The organism is Aliihoeflea sp. PC F10.4 (assembly GCF_054612275.1).
Map to the genome: position 1 here is coordinate 224,817 of NZ_JBTSWH010000001.1, position 22,329 is coordinate 247,145.

The 22,329-nt window shown below is 61.5% G+C and carries 22 protein-coding genes; 10 read left to right on the top strand and 12 right to left on the bottom strand.

The window, feature by feature from the left end:
- Nucleotides 1-38: 38 nt before the first annotated feature.
- Both ACX82Z_RS01025 and ACX82Z_RS01030 read right to left on the bottom strand, forming a co-directional pair.
- Nucleotides 39-1,673 (bottom strand): ABC transporter substrate-binding protein, encoded by a 1,635-nt coding sequence (locus ACX82Z_RS01025; RefSeq protein ID WP_459586298.1) that lies wholly within the window; start codon nt 1,671-1,673, stop codon nt 39-41.
- A 121-nt stretch (nt 1,674-1,794) separates the two neighbouring features.
- Nucleotides 1,795-2,520 carry an HAD family hydrolase gene (locus ACX82Z_RS01030; protein ID WP_459586299.1) on the bottom strand — a complete coding sequence of 242 codons (726 nt, stop codon included), beginning with the start codon at nt 2,518-2,520 and terminating at the stop codon, nt 1,795-1,797.
- Nucleotides 2,521-2,665: 145 nt separating this feature from the next.
- Between ACX82Z_RS01030 and ACX82Z_RS01035 the strand changes: the two genes are divergently transcribed.
- Nucleotides 2,666-3,607: a sugar-binding transcriptional regulator gene (locus ACX82Z_RS01035; RefSeq protein ID WP_459591206.1), complete on the top strand. Its 942-nt coding sequence runs from the start codon at nt 2,666-2,668 to the stop codon at nt 3,605-3,607.
- Here ACX82Z_RS01035 and ACX82Z_RS01040 read toward each other — a convergent pair.
- From ACX82Z_RS01040 to ACX82Z_RS01055, 4 genes are all read right to left on the bottom strand, one after another.
- A complete protein-coding gene (locus ACX82Z_RS01040) occupies nt 3,604-5,496 on the bottom strand; it encodes a bifunctional sugar phosphate isomerase/epimerase/4-hydroxyphenylpyruvate dioxygenase family protein (RefSeq protein ID WP_459586300.1) in 1,893 nt (630 codons plus the stop codon). The two genes, ACX82Z_RS01035 and ACX82Z_RS01040, sit on opposite strands and share 4 nt — an antisense overlap.
- Nucleotides 5,493-6,341, bottom strand: a complete 849-nt coding sequence (locus ACX82Z_RS01045; RefSeq protein WP_459586301.1) for a shikimate dehydrogenase family protein — start codon at nt 6,339-6,341, stop codon at nt 5,493-5,495. Before ACX82Z_RS01045 ends, ACX82Z_RS01040 begins: the two co-directional genes overlap by 4 nt.
- A gap of 90 nt (nt 6,342-6,431) precedes the next feature.
- Nucleotides 6,432-7,154: a GntR family transcriptional regulator gene (locus ACX82Z_RS01050; RefSeq protein WP_459586302.1), complete on the bottom strand. Its 723-nt coding sequence runs from the start codon at nt 7,152-7,154 to the stop codon at nt 6,432-6,434.
- Nucleotides 7,151-7,825: a GntR family transcriptional regulator gene (locus ACX82Z_RS01055; protein WP_459586303.1), complete on the bottom strand. Its 675-nt coding sequence runs from the start codon at nt 7,823-7,825 to the stop codon at nt 7,151-7,153. The genes ACX82Z_RS01050 and ACX82Z_RS01055 overlap by 4 nt, the downstream gene beginning before the upstream one ends.
- A 195-nt stretch (nt 7,826-8,020) precedes the next feature.
- On the opposite strand from ACX82Z_RS01055, the gene ACX82Z_RS01060 reads away from it, so the two are divergent.
- The 4 genes from ACX82Z_RS01060 to ACX82Z_RS01075 all read left to right on the top strand — a co-directional run bounded on the left by ACX82Z_RS01060 (nt 8,021) and on the right by ACX82Z_RS01075 (nt 11,366).
- Entirely contained in the window at nt 8,021-9,001 is a 981-nt protein-coding gene (locus tag ACX82Z_RS01060) for a sialic acid TRAP transporter substrate-binding protein SiaP (protein ID WP_459586304.1), read from the top strand.
- 94 nt (nt 9,002-9,095) lie between these two features.
- Nucleotides 9,096-9,605: a TRAP transporter small permease gene (locus ACX82Z_RS01065; RefSeq protein ID WP_459586305.1), complete on the top strand. Its 510-nt coding sequence runs from the start codon at nt 9,096-9,098 to the stop codon at nt 9,603-9,605.
- Nucleotides 9,602-10,903, top strand: coding sequence for a TRAP transporter large permease (locus ACX82Z_RS01070; protein ID WP_459586306.1), 1,302 nt, complete (start codon nt 9,602-9,604; stop codon nt 10,901-10,903). The genes ACX82Z_RS01065 and ACX82Z_RS01070 overlap by 4 nt, the downstream gene beginning before the upstream one ends.
- Nucleotides 10,904-10,925: 22 nt before the next feature.
- On the top strand, nt 10,926-11,366 hold the full coding sequence (locus ACX82Z_RS01075; RefSeq protein WP_459586307.1) for a type II 3-dehydroquinate dehydratase: 441 nt from the start codon (nt 10,926-10,928) through the stop codon (nt 11,364-11,366).
- A 271-nt stretch (nt 11,367-11,637) separates the two neighbouring features.
- On the opposite strand, the gene ACX82Z_RS01080 is transcribed toward ACX82Z_RS01075, so the two are convergent.
- From ACX82Z_RS01080 to ACX82Z_RS01105, 6 genes are all read right to left on the bottom strand, one after another.
- Nucleotides 11,638-12,336 carry an aspartate/glutamate racemase family protein gene (locus tag ACX82Z_RS01080; protein WP_459586308.1) on the bottom strand — a complete coding sequence of 233 codons (699 nt, stop codon included), beginning with the start codon at nt 12,334-12,336 and terminating at the stop codon, nt 11,638-11,640.
- A complete protein-coding gene (locus ACX82Z_RS01085) occupies nt 12,333-13,337 on the bottom strand; it encodes an ABC transporter ATP-binding protein (protein ID WP_459586309.1) in 1,005 nt (334 codons plus the stop codon). The genes ACX82Z_RS01080 and ACX82Z_RS01085 overlap by 4 nt, the downstream gene beginning before the upstream one ends.
- On the bottom strand, nt 13,334-14,380 hold the full coding sequence (locus ACX82Z_RS01090) for an ABC transporter ATP-binding protein (protein WP_459586310.1): 1,047 nt from the start codon (nt 14,378-14,380) through the stop codon (nt 13,334-13,336). The genes ACX82Z_RS01085 and ACX82Z_RS01090 overlap by 4 nt, the downstream gene beginning before the upstream one ends.
- Nucleotide 14,381: 1 nt before the next feature.
- Nucleotides 14,382-15,269, bottom strand: coding sequence for an ABC transporter permease (locus ACX82Z_RS01095; RefSeq protein ID WP_459586311.1), 888 nt, complete (start codon nt 15,267-15,269; stop codon nt 14,382-14,384).
- 5 nt (nt 15,270-15,274) lie between these two features.
- Nucleotides 15,275-16,219: an ABC transporter permease gene (locus ACX82Z_RS01100; protein WP_459586312.1), complete on the bottom strand. Its 945-nt coding sequence runs from the start codon at nt 16,217-16,219 to the stop codon at nt 15,275-15,277.
- Nucleotides 16,220-16,314: 95 nt separating this feature from the next.
- The gene (locus ACX82Z_RS01105; RefSeq protein WP_459591207.1) at nt 16,315-17,916 is read right to left on the bottom strand and encodes an ABC transporter substrate-binding protein; all 1,602 of its coding nucleotides are present in this window, start codon (nt 17,914-17,916) and stop codon (nt 16,315-16,317) included.
- Nucleotides 17,917-18,355: 439 nt separating this feature from the next.
- Here ACX82Z_RS01105 and ACX82Z_RS01110 point away from each other — a divergent pair, with 439 nt between their 5' ends.
- The 5 genes from ACX82Z_RS01110 to ACX82Z_RS01130 all read left to right on the top strand — a co-directional run bounded on the left by ACX82Z_RS01110 (nt 18,356) and on the right by ACX82Z_RS01130 (nt 22,325).
- Nucleotides 18,356-20,062, top strand: a complete 1,707-nt coding sequence (locus ACX82Z_RS01110) for an ABC transporter ATP-binding protein (protein WP_459586313.1) — start codon at nt 18,356-18,358, stop codon at nt 20,060-20,062.
- Between the two features lie 94 nt (nt 20,063-20,156).
- Complete coding sequence (locus ACX82Z_RS01115) at nt 20,157-20,300, top strand: DUF3096 domain-containing protein (RefSeq protein ID WP_252912504.1); 144 nt, start codon at nt 20,157-20,159, stop codon at nt 20,298-20,300.
- 80 nt (nt 20,301-20,380) lie between these two features.
- Nucleotides 20,381-20,608, top strand: coding sequence for an aa3-type cytochrome c oxidase subunit IV (locus tag ACX82Z_RS01120; RefSeq protein ID WP_459586314.1), 228 nt, complete (start codon nt 20,381-20,383; stop codon nt 20,606-20,608).
- Between the two features lie 59 nt (nt 20,609-20,667).
- Nucleotides 20,668-21,909, top strand: a complete 1,242-nt coding sequence (locus ACX82Z_RS01125) for a Re/Si-specific NAD(P)(+) transhydrogenase subunit alpha (RefSeq protein WP_459586315.1) — start codon at nt 20,668-20,670, stop codon at nt 21,907-21,909.
- A complete protein-coding gene (locus ACX82Z_RS01130) occupies nt 21,909-22,325 on the top strand; it encodes a proton-translocating transhydrogenase family protein (protein WP_459586316.1) in 417 nt (138 codons plus the stop codon). The genes ACX82Z_RS01125 and ACX82Z_RS01130 overlap by 1 nt, the downstream gene beginning before the upstream one ends.
- The last annotated feature ends 4 nt before the right edge of the window (nt 22,326-22,329 follow it).

A 22,329-nucleotide genomic window follows, 5' to 3' on the forward strand; every position in this document is an offset into this window, starting at 1 on the left:
AGAAGCGGCGGTGAAAATCACCGCCGCTTCGGACCATCTCAGGAGTTCCAGTTGCCCGAGCGGAAATCCATCGCGAAGGCAGGCGCAGCCTTCCAGTTCAGCGAGGATTTCATGCCGGTGAAGACGGCGTTCTGGTGCAGAACCTGATAGACCGGGTCCTCGCGTTCGCAGACTTCGAGCATCCGGGCGAAGGCCTTCTTGCGCTCGGCACCGTCTGTGCTCGTTTCGAGTACCACCGAGAGTTTGTTGACCTCGTCGTTCGACCACTCACGTGCCTGCTGCACCTGACCGTTCGGCCCGAACTGCGCGACCATCGGCGTGACAGGATCGTTGATGTTGGCGGAGGCCGACCAGTCACGGATGCCGCGCTGCGAGCCCGCATCCATGATCTGCCCCCAGTTTTCCTGCATCTCGATCTCGACATTGAGACCGGCCTGACGCCACATCTCGACGAGGATCTGACCCGTCGGCGTCTGGTTCGTGTAGTAATTGTTAAGGAGGCGATAGGGGATCGGATCGCCCTTGTAATCGGCTTGCCTCAGAAGGTCGCGGGCAAGTTCCAGATCGAATTCGGGAACCGTCCAGCCGTCGATGAACATATCGCCGGACTTGAAGGATTCGAATTGCAGGCCGGCGGGAACGACGGTCTGGCCGCCCCACAATGCTTCCACGATCGCCTGACGATCGATCGAGTGCGTAAGAGCGCGGCGAACCAGCGGATTTTCGAGCACCGGGTGGTGCATGTCGAACACCGATACGCGATGGTTCTGGATCGTGGAGCCCTGCACCTCGAAACCGGACGCATTGCTGACGGCGGCGATCTGGTCCGGCGGCAAGTCGCATGCGAAGTCGTACTGGCCGGACAACAGGCCGTTGACGCGCGAGGCGACTTCGGGAACTTCCACGAAGGTGATGCGCTCGAGCGGCGGGCGGCCACCCCAATATTCGTCGAAGGCGACGAGCGTCAGCGAAACATCGGGACGATATTCGTCGACCATGTAAGGGCCGGTCGTGACCGGCTTGCGTGCCCATGCGGCATAGCTTTCGGCTTCGTCCCAGGCGCGGCGGCTGGCGATCTGGCTGCCATAAGCGTAGAGGCGACCTTCAAGCGTCACGTCGGGCGTCGCATTGTGAAAGCGCACGGTGCGCGTGTCGACGACCTCGACGCCGGCAAGCGCCGGCCAAAGGCGGCGGCCAACACCCGGAACGGCAGCCGGCAGTTCGCGGGCCGTCGCCGGCTGATGCTGTTCGGCGAAGATGGTTTCGCCACCGGCAGGCTGCGTGTCACCGAAGACGCGTTCTGCGGAAAAGGAGAACGCCACGTCCTCGGCGGTCAGTTCGTCGCCATTGTGGAACTTCACGCCTTCGCGAAGCGTCAGTTCCAGCGTCTTGTCGTCGAGGCGACGCCATTCGGTCGCAAGGCCCGGAACCGGTCCCTGATTGCCCATCCAGTCGCGCAGGATCAGTCCTTCCCACAGATTGGGGAAAAACACGCGCTCGCCGACATTCGACTGTTCGGCCCAGATATCGAGCGTGTTGTTATTGGTGATCTTTTGCACGGCGATCGTGATGGAAGGGCGTGACCCTTGCGCGAACGACATGCGCGGCAAGATAAGGCTGCCGGTTGCCGCGCCCATAAGGCCAAGGGCGTGGCGTCGATTGAGTTTCAACATGTTCATCTCCTGATCCATGGGATGCCCGGCGCGCGCGAAAGGGTTCCGCGTGCGGGCGGTTCGTTGCGTCCTGCTCTGGTCTGTCGAATTCCACCGTTGCCCGCTCTTTTGCGGGAAACGATTACGCGATGGCCGGCTCCGCGCGGGACCGGCCAAGCGGACGCGCGAACGCACCCGCCGGATTTCTGTTCAGTAGGGCGGCAAGTTCGCCTGCGCCCCTCGCCACGCCATGCGCGCCGGCAGCCAAAAGCACATCAGCGCGGCCGGGCCGTATGTCCGCCGGATCGACAAAACCGATAGCGGTCATTCCCGCCGCGAGCGCCCCGGTAATGCCGTGTGGATTGTCATCTATGACCAGGCAGGCGTCCGGAGCGACACCCAGCTTTGCCGCGCACAGATAGAAAAGGTCCGGGGCGGGCTTGGCGCGCGCCACCATGTCCGCGCTGAAGATGCTCGGCGCGAAGGCGGCCCAAAGATCGAACAGGCCGAGGCTACGTTCCAGCCGCTCCATGGTGCTGTTCGACGCAACGCATTTGAGCGTGTCGAGATTTTCAACCAGTTCGCTCATGCCTGCCATCGGTGCGAGCGAACTGGAAAATTCGGCATAAAGATCGTCGCGCGCTTCGGCGAATATCCGGTCAGGCTCGTTTGCCCCGAGCTCCTCGATGCAGATCCGCCGCGCATCGGCCTCTGAATAGCCGACGAAGCGGTGATGCACGTCCTCGAGCGAGATCGATATGCCGGAGCGCGTCAATGCTTGCCACAATACGCGGCTGGCCACCGGCTCGCTGTCGATCAGCACGCCGTCACAGTCGAATATGATCAGCTCTGGTGAGTTGTCGGCCATTGCCAAACTTTGGCTCCCCGGTCGAAATGTCGACTTCCGTTTCGATCTGTGGGACAGCTTGCAACCGACCCGGGGCGGGGTTTAGGTTACAAATGTTACGTCTGTGTGACATTTGGGCGGAGGGGACGTGCAGTTACATGAAGTGATGGTCAAGGCGGCGTGGCTCTACCATGTCGAGGGCCTGACGCAGGCGCAGATCGGCGAGCGGATGAATCTGACGCGCCGGCGTGTCAACGAGCTTTTGGCGGACGCGCTCGACAGCGGCATCGTGCGGGTCAGCTTTTCATCTTCTCTTGCGGAGAACGTCGAACTGGAGGCGCAGCTTCGCGAGCGCTACGGTCTGGTGGAGGTTGCCGTCGCTCCGACCCCTGAAAATCCTGACCTGATGTATAGCGCCATGGGCCGGGTGGCGGCGGGCCTTCTGGACAAGCTTGTCGCCACGCTTCGGCCAGCGTCGCTCGGTTTCGGCTGGGGTTCGACCTTGCGTGAAACCGTGCGCCACATGAACCGCGTCAGCCGGACCCATCCGCGCATGACGGTCTGCTCCATGATGGGCGGGCTGACGCGTGGTGCGGAGATCAACACGTTCGAAATCGTCCACAGTTTTGCCGAAGCGCTCGATGCGCAGTGCCATTATTTCGCGGCCCCGATCTATGCCGACAGCCCCGCTTCCCGCGATCTCATCGCCGCCCAGCCCGTTTTCAGCGAGCTTCTGGACGAGGCGGCCGCAGTCGATCTGTCCTTTCTCAGCGTGGGCGACGTGACCGGACATTCGCTGCAGGTCAGGTATGGGCTGCCCGCTGACACGGATGTGCGAACGCTCGTTTCCGCAGGAGCGGTCGGCGATCTGCTCGGCTATTATCTCGATGCGAACGGCGAACCCGTCGACCATCCTCTCAACCGTCAGGTAATCTCGCTCGACCTTGACCGCTATCGCGCGATCACCCATCGCGTCGTCGCGTCCGGTGGACCCCACAAGAGGGCGATTTTGCGCGCGGTACTGAGCGCTGGACTGGCGACAGCGATCGTCACCGATGCCGAGACCGCTCGCTGGCTGTTGAGCGAGCGCAAGCGGGCAAGGGGCTAACCGACTTTCGGCATACCGGCGGGGCGCATGAGTTTTTTCTGCGCGGCAATGCGAAAGAGTGCGTTCGGCGCGCCGTAGCCCGTGTAGCCACCGCGCCGCTCGACGATCTCGAAGAAAAAGCCTTCGCCGAAAGTGCGGCTATAAAGCTGAAAATATTCGCCGCCGGTCTCGTCGCGGTCGTAGAGGATGTTGGCCTCGCCAAGCGCGTCGGCAAAGTCCGGGTCGAGGCCGAAGCGGGCCTCCAGATCGTCATAATAGTTGCGCGAGATCGGCAGCGTGGCGAAGCCGAGCTCCTTCAGCCGCCGGGCCGTTGCGAAGATGTCGCGGCTGGCAAAGGCCAGATGCTGCACCGATGAGCCGAAGCTTTCGGCGATGAAATGACCGGCCAGCGTGCGCCGGTTTTCCGCGCCGTTGAGGGTAAGCCGCAACTGGCCGTCATCGGTTTCGACGACCTGGCTGCGCACCAGTCCGGCGGGATCCACGACATCGACCATCGGCAGTTTGTGCGCCTTGAAGATCGACGTGTAGAAAAGAAGCCAGGTCAGCATCTCCTCATGCGCCATGGTCTGCGCGACGTGGTCGATGCCTTCGAGGCCGGCGTCAACGGCGCCGGGAGCCAGCGGCTCGAAATCGACGTTCCAGATGTCGGCGAGTTCGGACGTGTCGTCGAGGAAATAGATCACGCCGCCGCCGACGCCGCGAATGGCGGGGATGGAGAGTTCGCCGGGGCCGGGGCGCTGTTCGAAGACTTCCGCGCCGAGCGCGCGGGCGCGTGCGACCGCGTCCTTCGCGTTTTCGACCTTCAGCGCGATGGCATAGGCCGAGACGCCGTGGACGAGATAGGAGGAGTGAGCGAAGCCAGCCTTGTCGGTGTTGACGATGATGTTGACGCCGCCCTGCCGCCAAAGCGTCACGTCCTTGGAGCGGTGCCGTGCGTTTTGCGAAAAGCCGATGGTGGACAAAAGCGCACCAAGCTCTTTCGTCTCGGCCGGTCCTGCGGCAAATTCGACGAACTCGACCCCTTTAACCGCCATGCGGTCGGGCATTTCCGGAACCTCGATTGCGATCTGCGGCTCGGTGCGCTGAACCTGGTCCATCAGGTAGACCAGCGAGCGGTGGCCGTCGGCGGCGATGGAGCGCGGCGAGCCGCCGCGGAACTGGTCGTTGAAGATTTCCAGTGACAGCGGGCCGTCATAGCCGGTGGCGGCGACGGCGCGCATGAAATCGACGACCGGCAGATCGCCTTCGCCGGGCATGTTGCGGAAATGACGGCTCCAGTAGAGGAGGTCCATGTCGATCTTCGGCGCATCGGCAAGTTGCACGATGAAGATGCGGTCGCCGGGGATCGAACGGATCGTCTCGACGTCGGTACCGCGCGCCAGCGTATGGAAGGAATCGAGGATCAGGCCGATATTGGCATGATCGGCACGGCGGACGATCTCCCAGGCATCGCGATGGTCGCTGACATGGCGGCCCCAGGCTAAGGCTTCATAGCCGACGCGGATGCCGCGCTTTGCGGCGCGCTCGCCCAGTTCGCGCAGATCGTTCGCCGCGCGATCGATACCGCCAAGCGCGACGGGCGAAACCGACGAGCAGATCAGCATCATGTCGGCCCCAAGCTCGCCCATCAGGTCGAACTTGCGCTCGGCCCGGTCGAAGGCGCGCGCGCGTTGCGGCTCGGGCAAGCCTTCGAAGTCGCGGAAGGGCTGGAACAGCGTTATGTCCAAACCGTTGTCGCGCACCATGCGCCCGACTTCGGCCGGCGAGGCGTCATAGGCGAGGAAGTCGTTCTCGAAAATCTCCACCCCGTCGAAGCCCGCGGCCGAGATCGCCTCCAGCTTCTCGCGCAGATCGCCGCTGATTGAGACTGTCGCAATAGACGTTTTCATGATGCCACGCGGTCGAAGGTTTCGGGCTCGAGCAGTGCTGCGCGCAGCGCCCGCTCGTCGACCTCGTATCCGGTGAAAAGGCTGAACGCATGGACGCCCTGATAGAAGAACAGTTCGTAGCCAGACAGGATTTCGACGCCAGCTGCCCGCGCCGTTTTCAGGAATTGCGTTTCGACCGGCGTATAGACGGCATCGAATGCCCATCGACAGCGCTCGATGGGCAAGTCCGCAAACGCGCTGCCGGGATGGCCGACCATGCCGAGCGGTGTCGAATTGATGACGCCGTCGGCATTCTCGACGGCTTCAGCGAGCGTATGAGGAAGCGTGACGAAGAGTTGCGGAAAAAGCGGTTTCAACGACGCGGCGAGCGCTTCTGCCTTCGCGCGATCGGGATCGAACACCGCCAGACTTGTTGCGCCAAGCTTGCCGAGCGCGAAGGCGATCGCCTTGCCGACACCGCCTGCGCCGGCCATTGCCACGCGACCGGGCGATGTCTTGCCGAACGCGTTTTCGAAGGCGCTGGCAAAGCCGGTGCAGTCTGTATTGAAGCCGCGCGGACCGCCACCTTGGAAAAGAACCGTATTGCAAGCTCCGAGCGCCTTCGCGAGCGGCTCGTCGATACGCAGGCGCCCGACCACCACTTCCTTATAGGGATAGGTGACATTGATGCCTTGAAACCCGCCCGTTCGGCAATTCTCGAACACATCCGCGAAATCCAGCCCGAGATCGGCCGGTATCAGAGGTTCGTAGCTGATTTCGAGGCCGCACATTCTGCCCGCCAGACGGTGCAGTCGGGGTGATTGCGATCGGGCGATATTGTCCCCGATCAGCCCGAGCCTGATCATCTTTTTCCCTCCCAACGAAATGAAGAAAAGATACATCCGATTTATGCCATTTCAAATGGCAAAACAGATTATCTCATATGAAAATGTTTATTATTTGATGGTGCCTGTCGCCAGCGCGTGTTCGACGCCGCCGCTGACATGGGCTTCCAGAATTGCGCGTGCGGTGGTTGCGTTTCGCTCGAGCGCGCAATCGAGCAGTTTTTCGTGCTCCTGCGCTGCGATATCGCCGCGAAACGAAAGCGCGATCATTTGATAGCGCAGATATTTGTCGAAAACGGCTGCATGCGTATCCATCAGCACCTTGGAGCCGCATGCCGAGATCAGCGCCTGATGAAACTCCCAGTCGTAGCGTTTCCATGTCTCGGTTTGCGAAAGGTCGCCGTCCCTCATCCGTTTTTCCAGCGTGGATAGCTTGTAATGGCTGGCGACGACGCGGCCCTCCCACTCGACATCGCCAGCCTCGAAGGATTGCACCATCGCGTGTGATTCCAGAAGGAGGCGCAGATCAGCCGTTTCCCGGAGATTGCCGACCGAAACGGGCGCGACCTCGAAACCACGCTGACCTTCGGCGACCACGAGGCCTTCGGACGACAGGCGGTTGAGGATTTCACGCAGCGTGCTGACGCTTGCGCCATATGTGTCCTTGAGCTTTTCAAGTTTCAGCTTCTGCGTGGGGCGCAGCCGTCCGAAAATGATGTCGGAGCGGATGCGCTCATAGGCCTGCTCGCTGATCGTCTGCTGCGTGACGCTTTCGTTTTCTGGGACGGGAGCCTGTCTGGCGGCCTTTTGCGTTGAAGGGGCTTGCTGCTTCATGCGACGAGGATTCCGTTTTGTGTCGTGTGCTCGACGCAGGCCGAGATGTGCTGGCGCAGGAGCGCGACGGCGCCCGCATGGTCGCGATCGAGCGCGAGCGCCAGAAAGCGGCGATGTTCTTCGGCCGCCGCCAAACCGCGAAAGATCACGGCGATGACTTGATAGCGCACGAACAGGTCGAAGATGCGCGCATGTGCTGACATCAGCGCTTCGGAACCGCATGCATCTATCATCGCGCAATGAAATTCGCGATCGTAATGCTTCCAGGCCTCGGTCGCCGTTTCCTCGCCGGCAAGCATGCGCGCCTCGTAGCGCGACAGCTTGTGATGGGCGGATACGACCCGCGCCTCCCAGTCGAGATCGCCGCGCTGGAATGATTCCATCAGCGCGTGACCTTCCAGCAATTCGCGCATGGAAGCGATTTCGCGGAAATTCTGCTGCGAGACCGGCGCGACTTCGAATCCCTTTTGTCCTTCCGCCGCGACGAAGCCCTCGGAACTCAGCCGGAAGAGGATTTCGCGCAAAGTGCTGACGCTTGCCGAATAGGTGTCCTTCAATCTTTCGAGGCGAAGCCGTGTCCCCGGCTTCAAACGGCCGAAAATGATGTCGTGCCGTATCTGCCTGTAGGCAGTCTCGCTGGTCGTCTCCGGGGCCGGGTCTTGATGAGGCACGTTCATTCGTCCTGTTCGCCGACATAGTAGACCGCGGGAACCTGCATCTTCAAGCGACACGCAAAGAAAATGACATAACAGAAAATCTCATACGAAATCGATTTCGCGTATTGATCAACTTTATGTCTCATGGCATGAATTTCGGGAAGGGTGGCCCTGGGGGCCGGCTCTCACGTGATCAGGGAGGATCAAGACATGTCGATTTCCATGAGCCGTCGCGCTCTCATGGCTGCGGGCGCCGCAGTTCTCATTTTGTCGTCGCTTCCGGCCTCTGCGCAGGAACGACTTCGCTTTTCAGCCGTGTTCTCCGAACAGGACATCCGCGCCGAGATGATGAAGAAGTTCACCGACGAGATCGGCGAGGACTTCGCGTTTCAGGGCTATTACGGCGGCAATCTGTTCAAGCAGGGGACCGAACTCGTCGCCTTGCAGCGCGGCAATCTGGAGATGGGCAACATCGCCCCGCAGGACATCGCGAACCAGATCCCCGAATGGTCGATCCTGACCTCGGCCTATCTCTTCCGCGACGCCGCGCATCTCAAGACCTTCTTCGACAGCGAAGCCGGCGACGAGATGAAGCAGATGGTCGAGGACCAGCTTCAGGTGAAGATTCTCGGCCCGACCTATTTCGGCGCGCGCCAGGTCGGCCTTGTCGGCGACAAGGAAATCAACACGCCGGAGGATATGGCCGGCATCAAGCTGCGCATGCCCGGCGGCGACGCCTGGCAGTTCCTCGGCCAGGCCATCGGAGCCAACCCGACGCCGATGGCCTATGCGGAAGTCTATACCGGCCTGCAGACCGGCGCGATCGACGGGCAGGACAATCCGCTGCCGAACGTCGAGAACATGAAGTTCTACGAAGTCATGGATCAGATAGTCCTGACCTCGCATCTTGTCGGTTTCGACGTCTTGACGATCTCGCTCGACGCCTGGAACAAGCTCAGCCCCGAGCAGCAGGAAACCATGCAGACCGCCGCCGACAACGCGATGGACTGGAGCACCGAGCAGCACATCGCGCAGGAAGCGGAACTCGTATCCTTCTTCGAGGAACAGGGCCTGACCATCCACGAGCCGGATATCGATGCGTTTCGCACCCACGCGCAGGAAATGTACCTGAACTCGCCGCTGGCCGAGAGCTGGCCGGAAGGCATGGTCGAGCGCATCAACGCGCTTTGATCGACGTATCGAGCGGCATGGCGCAATTGCGTGCGCCATGCCGCCTTTCATCCGTCGGCTGTAAATTTCTGAAAACCGGCATGAGGAGACGGCAATGCGATTGACCAGCGTCGGCCGGTGGCTTTACGCGCGTGCTGAAAACATTCTGGCTCTGATGCTGGCGGTCATGTTCTTCGGCTTCATCGCGCAGATCGTCTTTCGTTATTTTCTCAATTTCCCGATCGGCTGGACGTCCGAGCTGACGGTCATCATGTGGCTGTGGCTCGTCCTTTGGGGTGCTGCCTTCGTGGTGCGTGAGAATGAGGAAATCCGCTTCGATCTTCTTTTCGATGCCGTCGGTCCAACAGCGCGGCGCGTTATGGTGGTGGTCGGCGGTCTTGCGCTTATTGGCCTGTATCTCTTCTCGCTGCCGGCGGTGGTCGACTACGTGACCTTCATGAAGGTGCAGTCGACGGCCTATCTCAAAATCCGCTTCGACTATCTTTATTCGATCTATGTGGTCTTCGCCGTAGCCGTGATCGTCCGCTATGGCTGGCTGATCAGCAAAGCGTTCCAGCGCGCTCCAAGAGAGATCGACCCAACCGAAAAGAGCTCCGGCCTATGAGCCTTTCCGATCCCTTCACGCTGTGCCTCGTGACGCTGGTTTCGCTCAGCCTTCTGGGGCTGCCGATCGGCCATTCGATGATCGCCGCATCGATCCTTTATCTTTACGCGGCCGGTCTCGACATGGGCACGGCGGCCGAACAGCTTTTGAACTCCATGTTCACGAGCTACACCATGCTTGCCGTGCCGCTGTTCATCCTCGCGGCAGAGCTCATGAATTCCGGCTCGATGACGATCCGGCTTCTCAATTTCTGCAACGCCATCGTGGGACGGTTTCGCGGCGGGCTTGCGCAGGTCAACGTGCTGCAAAGCCTGATCTTCGCGGGCATGTCCGGCTCGGCCATCGCCGATGCCGCCGGCATGGGCAAGATGATGCAGAAAATGATGACGGAAAACGGCAAATATACGCCGAGTTTCGCGGCTGCGCTGACCGCCGTTTCCGCCGTCATCGCGCCGATCCTGCCGCCGTCCATTCCGCTGGTCATCTATTCGCTTGTTTCCGGCGCGTCGATCGGCTTCCTGTTTCTGGCCGGCATCCTGCCGGGACTGCTGATCGCCATTTCGCAGATGTTCGTCGTTGCGTGGAGCGCAAGGCGGCAGAATTTTCCGACAGAGGCCCCCGTTCCGGCCCGCAAGATTCCCGGCATAACGCTGCGCGCTCTTCCTGCCCTGATGCTCCCGGTCGTCCTGCTCGTCGGCCTTCGCGGCGGCGTGATGACACCGACGGAGGCCGCGGCCGTCGCCGCGCTTTACGCCCTGATCGTCTCTGTCATCATTCACCGCGATGTCGGCATCCGCGAATTTTACGCCTCGCTTTTATCGGCCGGACGCATGACAACGTCCGTCGGTATGCTGATCGCCGGTGCGATGGTCTTCAACTACGTCGTCACCATCGAGAACATTCCAGCCTCGCTCAGCGCGTTCCTGCTTTCGTTCGAACTGACGCCGCTGACGTTCTTCATCATCGTCAACATCGTGCTGTTGCTTCTGGGCTGCGTTCTGGAAGGCACGACGATCCTGCTCGTGATCGTGCCGGTGCTGATCCCGACCGCGCAGGCGCTTGGCATCGACATGATCCATTTCGGCGTCGTCGTCGTCTTCAACATCATGCTGGGGCTGATCACGCCACCCTACGGCCTGCTCTTGTTCGTCGTCGCACGCGTATCCGGCGCGCCGTTGAGGGCTATTGTCAAAGATGCGCTGCCCTTTTTGGCGGGAATGTTCGCCGCACTCATATTGATCACCTTGTTCCCGGCGCTCGTTCTCGCGGTACCGCGCATGTTCGGCTATTCGGGCTGAGGCAGCAGGAGACTTTTGAAAAATGCCGTCGCCGATTTACGTTCTCAACGGTCCGAACCTCAACCGTCTGGGTAAGCGTGAGCCCGAAATCTACGGTTCGACGACGCTCTCGCAGGTCGAAGCCATGTGCCGCGAGGCGGCCGGCGATATCCCCGTCGAGTTTCGTCAGTCGAACCGCGAATACGAGTTGATCGACTGGATTCACGAGGCGATCGACCGGCCGGCGGCGGGCATCGTCATCAATCCGGCCGCCTTCACCTTCACATCGATCGCCATTCTGGACGCCCTGAAGATGTTTCCCGGGCCGATCATCGAGCTTCATATCTCGAACGTCCATCGCCGCGAGGCGATCTATCACAATTCGCTGGTCTCGAAGATCGCGACGGCGGTTATCGCAGGGCTGGGAGCCGAAGGATATGAAACGGCCATCGCTGCGATGAAGCGCATGAACAGGGCTGGCTAACGCGCCCCTGCTTCATCAGCGTATGGCTTGCTTCTCGTCGAGCATCGTCGGTGGGGTGCAAAGGGCGTCGACGAGATTGGGTTTCGCCATTGGACCGCTGACGCCGGTTACGCATCGCTCCCAAGCGGAGGCAGTCGCCAGTCCGGCGAGCATGGATAGCAAGATTGCGAGCGAAATCGGAAGGCGGGTCATCGGCAGACAATCTAGTGCGTTGCGCTGCAGCATCGAATGACAATTCGTCACACGACGTCACCTAGTCGGGAGCCGGCCGTCAGTTCTTGGCGCGCGGCCAGGCATAGGCGCCGGCCTTGCTTGTCGTCAGCTTTGCGCCGGCAAGTCCTTCGACGATCTTCAGGCCGGCAAGGCATCCATCGATGACGGGCACGCCCGCTTCCTGAGACAGCCAGTCGGTCAGGTCCGCCATGCCCGCGCAACCGAGAATTATGGCGTCGCTGCCGTCGCTTTTGACTGCCGAAAGGACCGCATCACGGACGATCATGCGCGCATCGGGATCGTGTTCCAATGCCAGAACCGCGATATCGGCCGCATGGACGCGCCGGCAGCGACGCTCCATGCCGTAGCGCACGGCCAAATCCTCGATGATCGGGATTGAACGCGGCAGCGTCGTCACGACCGAAAAACGCGCGGCGATAACACTTGCCGCAATCATCGCCGCCTCGCAGATACCCATGACCGGGCCGCTCGCGATTTCGCGCGCGGCTCCGATGCCCGGATCGTCGAAACAGGCGATGATTGTGCCATCATTACCGTTGCGCTCGGCCGAGGCAATGATGTCGAGCATGCCGGCAAGGCTCGCCGCCTCGTCGAAATGTCCCTCGATGCTTGCCGGGCTCGTGTGCGGATTGCGGAAGGAGAGCTGCGTATCCGTCGCCGCAAAGGGCTTAATCGACCTTGCGATCTTGTCCGTCATCGCCGCTGTGGAATTGGGATTGACGACGAGAAGCTTCATGCGAGTGCCGGTTCGGTTTTGGCGAGCTTTTCGGTGGCCGTACGTTCAGCAAAGATGCAGCGCGCCATGCGATTCTCACCGAGCGCGACCGCAGGCGGTCGCTCGCTCATGCAGCGTGGAACCGCGAAACGGCAGCGCGGCGCAAACGAGCACGCGGTCGGCGCGCGATCGAGGGATGGCGGGGCTCCAGGGATCGTGGTGAGCTTTTCGCCGCGTTTCGCGCCGAGAACCGTCGAGGACAGGAGGCCTTGCGCATAAGGGTGGCGCGGGTCGCGCACGACCTGCGCCATCGTACCCGTTTCGGCAACTTCGCCGGCATACATGACTGCGATCCGGTCGCAGATCTCGACGGCGACGCCGAGGTCGTGGGTCACGAAAATGACCGACATATCCATTTCGGCCTGCAATTCGCGCAAAAGCAACAGGATTTGGATCTGGACGGTGGCGTCGAGCGCTGTCGTCGGCTCGTCGGCGAGGAGAATTTTCGGTCGGCAGGCGAGCGCGAGCGCGATCATGGCGCGCTGGCGCATGCCGCCCGACATTTCGTGCGGATAAGCGTCTAGCCGGCGTTTTGCGGAGGGAATGCGCACCCGCTCCAACATTTCGAGCGCGCGCTGCTGCCCTTCCTTCATGCTCTTGCCTTCATGTCGCACGACGGATTCGGCGATCTGCGTGCCGATCGTATAGACCGGATCGAGAGCAAGCGCGGGTTCCTGAAAGATCATCGACACGACCTTGCCGCGCATGTCGGACAACTGGTTGTCGCCCATCGCCAGTACGTCTTTTCCGTCGACTTCGATGCCGCCGGTTATCTTCGTGCGCTTTTTGGGCAAAAGCCGCATCAAGGCGCGCATGGTCACGCTCTTGCCCGAACCGGATTCGCCCAGAAGTCCGACCACTTCGCCCGGCATAACGTCGAGGCTGACGCCGTTGACCGCATGGACCGTGCGTTCGCCGTGAAAAGTGACATTCAGGTCTCGAATAGAGATGATCGGTTTCATGACGGCTCCAGAACGGGTTGTTGGGAACCGGTGGCGCGGGAATGTCCCGAACCCGGCACATACATCAGGCACGCGACGGCGTGTTCGTCGCCGACCGCCGCAAGGGAAGGGGAGGTCTGCGTGCAGCTTTCCTCCGCGAATGGGCATCGCGTGTGGAAACGGCAGCCGGATGGCGGATCGATCGGATTGGGCGGATCGCCGGCGAGCGGCGCTTCGGTCGTGCGCCGGTCAGGGTCGAGTGTCGGCATCGAGGCGAGTAGCGCCTTCGTATAGGGATGGCGCGCGGCCCCCCACAATTCCTCGACCGGGCCGATTTCGACGACTTCGCCCAGATACATCACCAGAACGCGGTCGGAGATGTAGCGCACGACGTTGAGATCGTGACTGATGAAGATGTAAGTCAGGCCGAAATCGCGCTTCAGGTCGATCAGAAGGTTGAGCACCTGTGCCTCGACCGATTTGTCGAGCGCGGAGACAGCTTCATCGAGAATGACGATGCGCGGCATCAGCGCCAATGCGCGGGCGATGTTCACGCGCTGGCGCTGCCCGCCGGAAAGTTCGTGCGGATAGCGGTTGGCGAAGGTTTCGGGCTTCAGCCCGACGCGGCCGAGAAGGTCGCGGGACCGATCTCTCGCCTCCTTGTCGCCGAGGCCATGCACCTTCGGTCCGAAAGCGATGGAGTCCTCGATCGTCAGGCGCGGGTTGAGCGAGGCGTAGGAATCCTGAAAGACCATCTGCATGCGCCGGCGCAATTCGCGCAGCGAGAGCGAACCGCCGACGGATTCGCCGTCATAGACAATGCGTCCTTCGTCCGGCTCGATGAGATGCATGAGAAGGCGCGCGGTTGTCGATTTTCCGCAGCCCGATTCACCAACGATGCCGAGCGTTTCACCCTTGGCAACGGCGAAGTCGACGCCGTCGACAGCGCGCACGACCTGTTTCTTGCCGATCAGCCCACCGCCGACCGGAAAATGTTTTCGAAGCCCTTTTATCTCGAGGAGCTTCTGGCGCGGGCCGCCCTTGTCTTCGATCTGTTCGAGCATGTCAGTTCCTGATGTCCATGGCGCTTCGCAGGCCGTCGCTCAAAAGGTTGAAGCCGATTGAGATTGCGAAAATCATCACTCCGGGAAGCGCGGCCAGCCAAGGATCGACATAGATCGCGGTTCGCAGCGTGTTGAGCATCAGCCCCCATTCGGGTTGTGGCGGACGGGTGCCGAGGCCGAGGAAGGAAAGGCCGGCCGCAAGGATCATCGACACCGAAATCAGGCTCGTCGCATAGACGAAGATCGGCCCCAGAACGTTGCCCAGCACATGCACGCGCATGATGGTCAGCGCGTTCGCGCCCGAGGCACGCGCCGCATCGACGAAGTCGAGATTGCGCACGCTTGTCGTCACGCTTTCGGCAACGCGTGCGATCGGCGGGATGAACACGATGGTCAAGGAGACGATCGAGTTGAGGATACCCGCGCCGAGCGCTCCCGAAATCGCGATCGCCAGAAGAACGGAGGGAAACGCGTAGAAGATGTCGATCGTGCGCATGATGGCGGAGTTGACCCAGCCGCCATTATAGCCTGCGATGACGCCGAGGATCGTGCCGATGACGAAGGCGTTGAAGACGGGAAGGATGCCGATCAAAAGGCTCAGCCTTCCGCCGTAGATCAGGCGCGAAAGCATGTCGCGGCCAAGCTCGTCCGTGCCCAGCGGATGCCCTTCTGTGCCGAAGGGGCGAAGGCGCGAGATCATCGATCCGCGAAACGGATCGGCAAGGCCCAGATACGGCGCGAAGATGGCCGAAAGAAATATCAGCACCAGCACGCCGGCACAGATCATCGACAGCGGATCGCGCACGAGACGCCGTCCGACTGTCGTCCAGTAGCCACGCCGCTTTTCGACGGTCGCGATCTCGACGAGGGGTTCGGTTGCGATGGCCATAGGTGTCAGCCTCGCTTGATGCGTGGATCGATCGTCGCCTGCAAAAGGTCGACGAAGAGGTTGAGGAAGACGAAGAACAGCGCGAGGACAAGGATGGTCCCCTGCAGAAGCGGCAGGTCGCGCTGGAAGATCGCCGTGTTGAGCAGAAAGCCCGTGCCCGGCCAGGAAAAGACGGTTTCGATGAGGATGGAGCCGCCTAGAAGATAGCCCAGTTGCAGCCCCATCACCGCGATCGCCGTCGGCGCGGCGTTCTTCACGACGTGGACGAAGACACGTCCCTCGCCAAGCCCCTTGGCGCGCAGCGCGTCGACGAAGTCGTTCGACAGGATGTCGCCGACAAGCGCGCGCACCGTGCGGGTGACGATGCCCATGGGGATCACCGCCATGGTCACCGCCGGCAGGACGAGGAACTGGAGATGGGACCACGTCCATGTCCAGTTACCCGGCCCCGCGCCGACTGCGGGCAGCCAGTTGAGCTGCACCGAAAAGATGATGACCAGCACCATGCCGAGCCAGTAATGCGGAACGGACACGCCTGCGATGGCTATTGAGGTTGCCAGCTTGTCGACCCAGCTATCGCGGTAGTAACCGGCGATTAGCCCGAAGAAGATGCCGAGTGCGAAGCCCAGAACGGCGGCCGTGCAAGCCAGAAGAAGCGTGTTGCTTACGGCGCGCATGACTTCGCCGAGAACGGGGCGTCCATTGGCAATGGAGGTGCCAAGATCGCCGGCAACCGCATTCGATATCCATATCCAGAACTGCACCGGCAGCGGGCGGTCGAAGCCGTATTGCGTTCTCAGCCGCGCTTCGAGTTCCGCCGAGGCGTCGGCCGGAAGGATCGAGACCAGTGGATCGCCCGGCGACAGGTGGACCAGCATGAAGCAGACGACAGCGACGCTGAACACGACCGGGACCGTGTAGACGAGACGCTTGGCGAGATAGACGAGCATGGACGCGGCATGCCTTTCCTTTGAGGAGCGAGCCTTTCGGGGACTGGCCGTGGCGCACCATCAAGCGCGCCACGGGTCGGGTTTGCCGCCCGGTTTTATTCCTCGACGGTGATCGGCGAGAAATCGATGAACCAGCTTTTCGGCTGGATCACGTTGGTCACCTTGGCGCTCATCGCGCGCGGGCTGACGTCATGTGCGACATAGAGAAACGCCGCGTCGTTGACGGAAGCCGCGTGGAGTTCGGCCAGTGCGGCGTCGCGCTCGGTAGTATCGAAGGTCTCGCGCGCCTTGGCGACCAGTTCGTCATAGACCGGTTCGTTGACGTAGCCCCAGTTGTTGGAAACCGGCGGTGCCATTTCGGACTGAAGGAAGCGCACCAGCGCGAAGAACGGGTCCATGGTGGCGAAGGTCACGTTCGTGGAGTGCGCGCCCAGCGAGCCGGGATCGTTCGCGCCCTGACGCCAGTTGGTGAAGAGCGTGTTCCATTCGAGCACTTCGAGCTGCACGTCGAAATGGCATTCTGCCAGCGCCTGCTGGATGTATTCGTTCATCGGCAAAGGCTGCATCTGGCCGGAACCGGAGGCGGAGGTGAGCGCCTTGACCGTCAGCCTGTTGCTGTCCGAATAGCCGCTTTCCTCCATCAGCCTACGGCCCTCGTCGGGATCGAAGGTGATGTTGAAGGTGACGTCGCCGCGCCAGGGATGCCCTTCTTCAACTGCGCCTGTAGCAGGTGCCATCAGGCCGGCGAGGAGGCCGTCACGCATGCCTTCGCGGTCGATGCACAGATTGGCGGCCTTGCGGGCATTGATGTCGTTCCATGGCGAACCATCGACACGCGAGAACTGCCACGGCCACACATGCGGCGCTTCGTTCTTGTGCACCACGAAGCCGCGGCTTTCGATCTGGGGAACGGCGTCCGGCGCAGGCGCCTCGATCCAGTCGACCTGTCCCGACAAAAGCGCGGCCGTGCGGGCGTTCGCCTCCGGCATCGGCAGCAGAATGAGCCTGTCGACATTGGGTACGCGCTCGGCGTCCCAGTAGCCTTCGTTCTTGACCAGTTCCAGCCGTTCGCGCGGTGCGAAAGCGTCCATGATCCAGGGGCCGGTTCCCGACGCATCGCGAGCAAAGGCTTCCCATGCCGCAGCCGCTTTGGCATCGTCATCACCACTCGCCGCGTCGAAATGTTCCTGCCATTTGGCGGGGCTGGCCATGAACAGGTTCGTCAAATTGATCGGCAGGAAGGAATCGGGCTGCGAGGTCGTCAGCTCGACCGTGTATTCGTCGATCGCGACGGCGCTGCGCAACGTGGGCATGCGCGAGGCGGTGACGCCGACCTGGCTGGCGTCGTAGTGGAGCGCTTCCTCGTCCAGCACTTTCTCGACGTTCCACACCACCGCTTCGGCATTGAACGGCGAGCCGTCGTGGAAGGTCACGCCTTCACGCAGCACGAAGGTCCATTTCGTCGTGTCGTCCTCGTTTACCGACCACTCGGTCGCCAATCCCGGGATGACGACGCTCGCATCCTCCTGCGACGACAGATCCCATAAGGTCAGCGCATCATACATCGTCAGGCCGGTGAAGCGGTTGCCCTCGAAGCCTTGATCGGGCTGGCCGAGCGTGCGCGGAATGTCGCCGGCCGTCATGCCGATACGCAGGGTCGTTTCGGCCTGCGCTGCGCCGGCCTGAAAAACCATCATCGCCGCGACACAACATCCAGCGGCGAGAGAGCGCGTCCGATTGAGTCTTTTCTGCATGATTTTCGCCTTCCCCTTTGGTTCAAATTCATTCCGCGCATGACGAGCGCGGTTGCCGCAGAAGAAACGCAAGAGCCGTGCCACACAGGTGAGCTTTGCAATCGAGCTGATTAGAATAGATGCAAGACGAATTATTGCTGAAAATTTGTTCACATTGCCAACAATGTCGGCTCGGTAGGATGAGCTTGCCATAGAGGCACTATTTGCTGGACCAAGATCGGATCGCCGCAACCCGCTTGCCTGTGCGACGGCGTTCGCCTATCAGCTATCCGCGTCGTGCGGATCCTGAACCGCGGTCTCGCCGATTGACGGTCGTCATGCGGTCGTCTCCTGTCGCAAGGCACATCGACCCAGCGACTTAAATGCCCATTGGACGCAATCGATGATCCGCCGTTTCTTTTCCTATTATACGCCCTGGAAAGGGTTGTTCATCCTCGACTTTTCCTGCGCGATCCTTGCAGGACTGCTCGAACTCGGCTTCCCACTCGCAGTCAAATGGTTCATCGACTCGTTGCTGCCGACGGCGCAATGGGGCGCGATCATGCTCGCGGCGGTGGGTCTTTTCGCCCTCTACATCGTCAATACGGGGCTGATGGCTGTCGTGGTCTATTGGGGCCACATGCTCGGCATCAATATCGAGACCGAGATGCGCCGAAAGGCGTTCGACCATCTTCAAAAGCTGTCCTTCCGCTTTTATGACGAGAACAAGACCGGCCACCTTCTGGCGCGCGTGACGAAGGACCTGGAGGAGATCGGCGAGGTCGCTCATCACGGCCCCGAGGATCTTTTCATCGCCATCATGACGCTGATCGGTGCGCTGGCGCTGATGCTGTGGGTGCATCCGCCGCTGGCCATGATCACCGCCACCATCGTGCCGTTCATCGCCTGGATCACGACACGCTATGGCGGTCGCATGACGCAGAACTGGCAGGCGCTTTACGGGCGCGTCGGCGATTTCAACGTGCGGCTGGAGGAAAACATCGGCGGCATGCGCGTCGTGCAGGCCTTCGCCAACGAGGATTTCGAGCGCAAGCTTTTCGCGCGCGACAATGACCGCTACCGCACGACCAAGCTTGCTGCCTACAAGATCATGGCCGCGAGCACCTCGCTGTCTTACATGAGCGTGCGGCTGATCCAGCTCGTCGTCATGATCGCGGGCAGCTATTACGTGATCAACGGGGATCTCACGAGCGGCGGCTTCGTCGGCTTTTTGCTTCTGGTCAACGTCTTCGTGCGCCCGATCGAGAAGATCAACGCCGTCATCGAAACCTATCCTAAGGGCATCGCCGGCTTTCAGCGCTATCTGTCGCTGATCGATACCGAGCCGGACGTCGCCGACCGTTCGAACGCGCGTTCGGTCGAAAAGCTCACCGGCAACATCGCATATCGCGGCGTGACGTTCGGCTATTCACCCGGCCGACCCGTATTGAGAGACATCGACCTCGACATTGCAGCAGGCGAAACTGTCGCCTTCGTCGGCCCGTCAGGAGCCGGCAAGACGACGCTCTGCTCGCTTCTGCCGCGCTTTTACGAGGTTGAAGCCGGGGCGATCACCGTCGATGGCATCGATATCCGCGATATGATGCTCACCTCGCTGCGCGCGCAGATCGGTATCGTCCAGCAGGACGTATTCCTGTTCGGCGGCACGATCCGCGAAAACATCGCCTATGGACGCCTTGGCGCGAGCGACGCGGAGATCGAACAGGCAGCGCATCGCGCGCGGCTCGACGGGCTGATCGCTTCATTGCCGGACGGGTTCGAAACCGTTATCGGCGAGCGCGGCGTGAAGCTCTCGGGCGGCCAGAAGCAGCGTCTGTCGATCGCGCGTATCTTCCTGAAGAACCCGCCGATCCTGATTCTCGACGAAGCGACGTCGTCGCTCGACACGCAGACGGAACGCGAAATCCAGCAGTCGCTTGCCGATCTTTCTAAAGGGCGCACTACGCTCGTCATCGCGCACCGGCTGGCGACGATCCGCAATGCGGACCGCATCGTGGTGATCGATAAATCCGGCATCGTGGAAGAAGGCGCGCATGATGAACTCGTCAATAGCGGCGGTGTCTACAGTCGCTTCAACGGGCAAGCCTGACCGCGCAAATGCGCAGATCGTTTGTCGGCGCTTGTCCTACGCCGCGAGCGGCCTAGCTATGTCGCTGCACCATCAACGCCAGAGGACCGCCCAAATGCCCGATCTCGCCCTGACTCCGCTCATCTCGCTCATCGCGGGCGTCGTCATTTTGATCATGCCACGTCTGCTCAACTACATCGTCGCCTTCTACCTCATCGTCATCGGTCTTATCGGGCTGTTTCCCGAACTCGCAGGATAGCCGCCGGCGCGACAATACTGCCATTGCCCTCAAACGCGCTTTTCGTTATCAGCGGTGGACGAATTTGCGAGGAGCCACCCATGGCAGAACAGCATCCCTCCGGTCCGCTCGAAATGGGCGCCGAAATGGACTACGCCGAACACGAGAAGACCTACAATTTCTTCCTCGAGTTCACGAAATACGCGACGCTGATCGTGGTGGCCCTGCTCGTCGCGATGGCGTTCGGGTTCTTCACGTCCGCCGGCTTCATCTCGTCGTTCATTCTGTTCGTTCTGATCTGCGGTATCGGGGCTTTTTCCCTGCGCTGACGAACGATTGTCGCGGGACCTTCCCGCGATAAGATCAGATCGGCCGAGGGGAGGGGTTCATGACGCAGATCGTATTCATACCGAAAGAAATCGAGGCCGGCGAACCGCGTGTCGCCGCATCGCCCGAAACGGTCAAGCGCCTGAAGGCGCTCGGGCTGGACGTGGTGGTGGAGGCCGGAGCCGGGGAGCGCTCGCGCATCCCCGATGCGGAATTCGAGAAGAACGGTGCCCGGATCGGCAGCGCTGCAGATGCAGCTGCTGCCGATATCGTTTTGAAGGTGCGCCGTCCCGCCAGCACGGAATTGAAAGCCTATAAATCCGGCGCCGCCGTCATCGCCGCGATGGACCCATACGGCAACAACGCCGCCATCGAGGCGATGGCGCAGGCTGGCATTTCGGCGTTCGCGATGGAATTCATGCCGCGCATCACGCGTGCGCAATCGATGGATATCCTGTCCTCCCAAGCGAACCTTGCCGGCTATCAGTCCGTCGTCGATGCCGCCTATGAATATGATCGCGCGTTGCCGATGATGATGACGGCGGCGGGCACCGTTCCGGCCGCCAAAATCTTCATCATGGGTGTCGGTGTCGCGGGCCTTCAGGCGATCGCGACCGCGCGGCGCATGGGCGCAGTCGTCACCGCGACGGATGTGCGCCCCGCCGCCAAGGAACAGGTCGCCTCGCTCGGCGCGAAGTTCCTTGCCGTCGAGGACGAGGAATTCAAGGCGGCGGAGACCGCAGGCGGCTACGCCAAGGAAATGTCCAAGGAATATCAGGCGAAGCAGGCCGCGCTGACGGCCGAGCACATTGCCAAGCAGGACATCGTCATCACCACCGCGCTCATTCCCGGCCGTCCCGCGCCCAAGCTGGTCTCGGCCGAGATGGTCGCGTCCATGAAGCCCGGTTCGGTCATCGTCGATCTCGCTGTCGAGCGCGGCGGCAATGTCGATGGCGCGAAGGCGGGCGAGGTCGTGACGAGCGCGAACGGCGTCAAGATCGTCGGCCATCTGAACGTTGCCGGCCGCATCGCCGCATCGGCCTCGCTTCTCTACGCCAAGAACCTCTACGCCTTCCTCGAAACGCTGATCGACAAGGAAACGAAGACCCTTTCGATTCAGCCCGAGGACGAACTCGTCAAGGCGACGTTGCTGACCCATCAGGGCCGCGTCGTGCATGCGAATTTCGTCAAGGCCGACGCGCCGGTGCCGATGGCTGCGACCGACAGCACGGAGCCCGATCTCGACGCTGCGCCCAAGGCAACCGCCAAGCCTAAAGCCGCTTCGAAGAAGGGGGACGCGTGATGGAAATGACCGCGATGGAACGCGCCATCCAGCGCCTTGAACAATCGGTCGCGGCCCTGCGGCTCGCCTTTTCCGACGTTCAGGCCTCCGAGGCGGCGGGTCACGCAGCAGCGGCTGCAACGGGCGGCGCGATCGACCCGTTCGTCTTTCGCTTCGCTATTTTCGTGCTGGCGATCTTCGTCGGCTACTACGTCGTCTGGTCGGTGACGCCTGCGCTTCACACGCCGCTTATGTCCGTGACCAATGCGATTTCCTCGGTGATCGTCGTCGGTGCGCTGCTGGCCGTCGGCATCTCGTCGTCGGGCATCGCGACCGGCTTCGGCTTCATCGCGCTGATCCTTGCTTCGGTGAACATCGTCGGTGGCTTCCTCGTCACCCAGCGCATGCTGGCGATGTACAAGAAAAAAGAAAAGTGAGGCG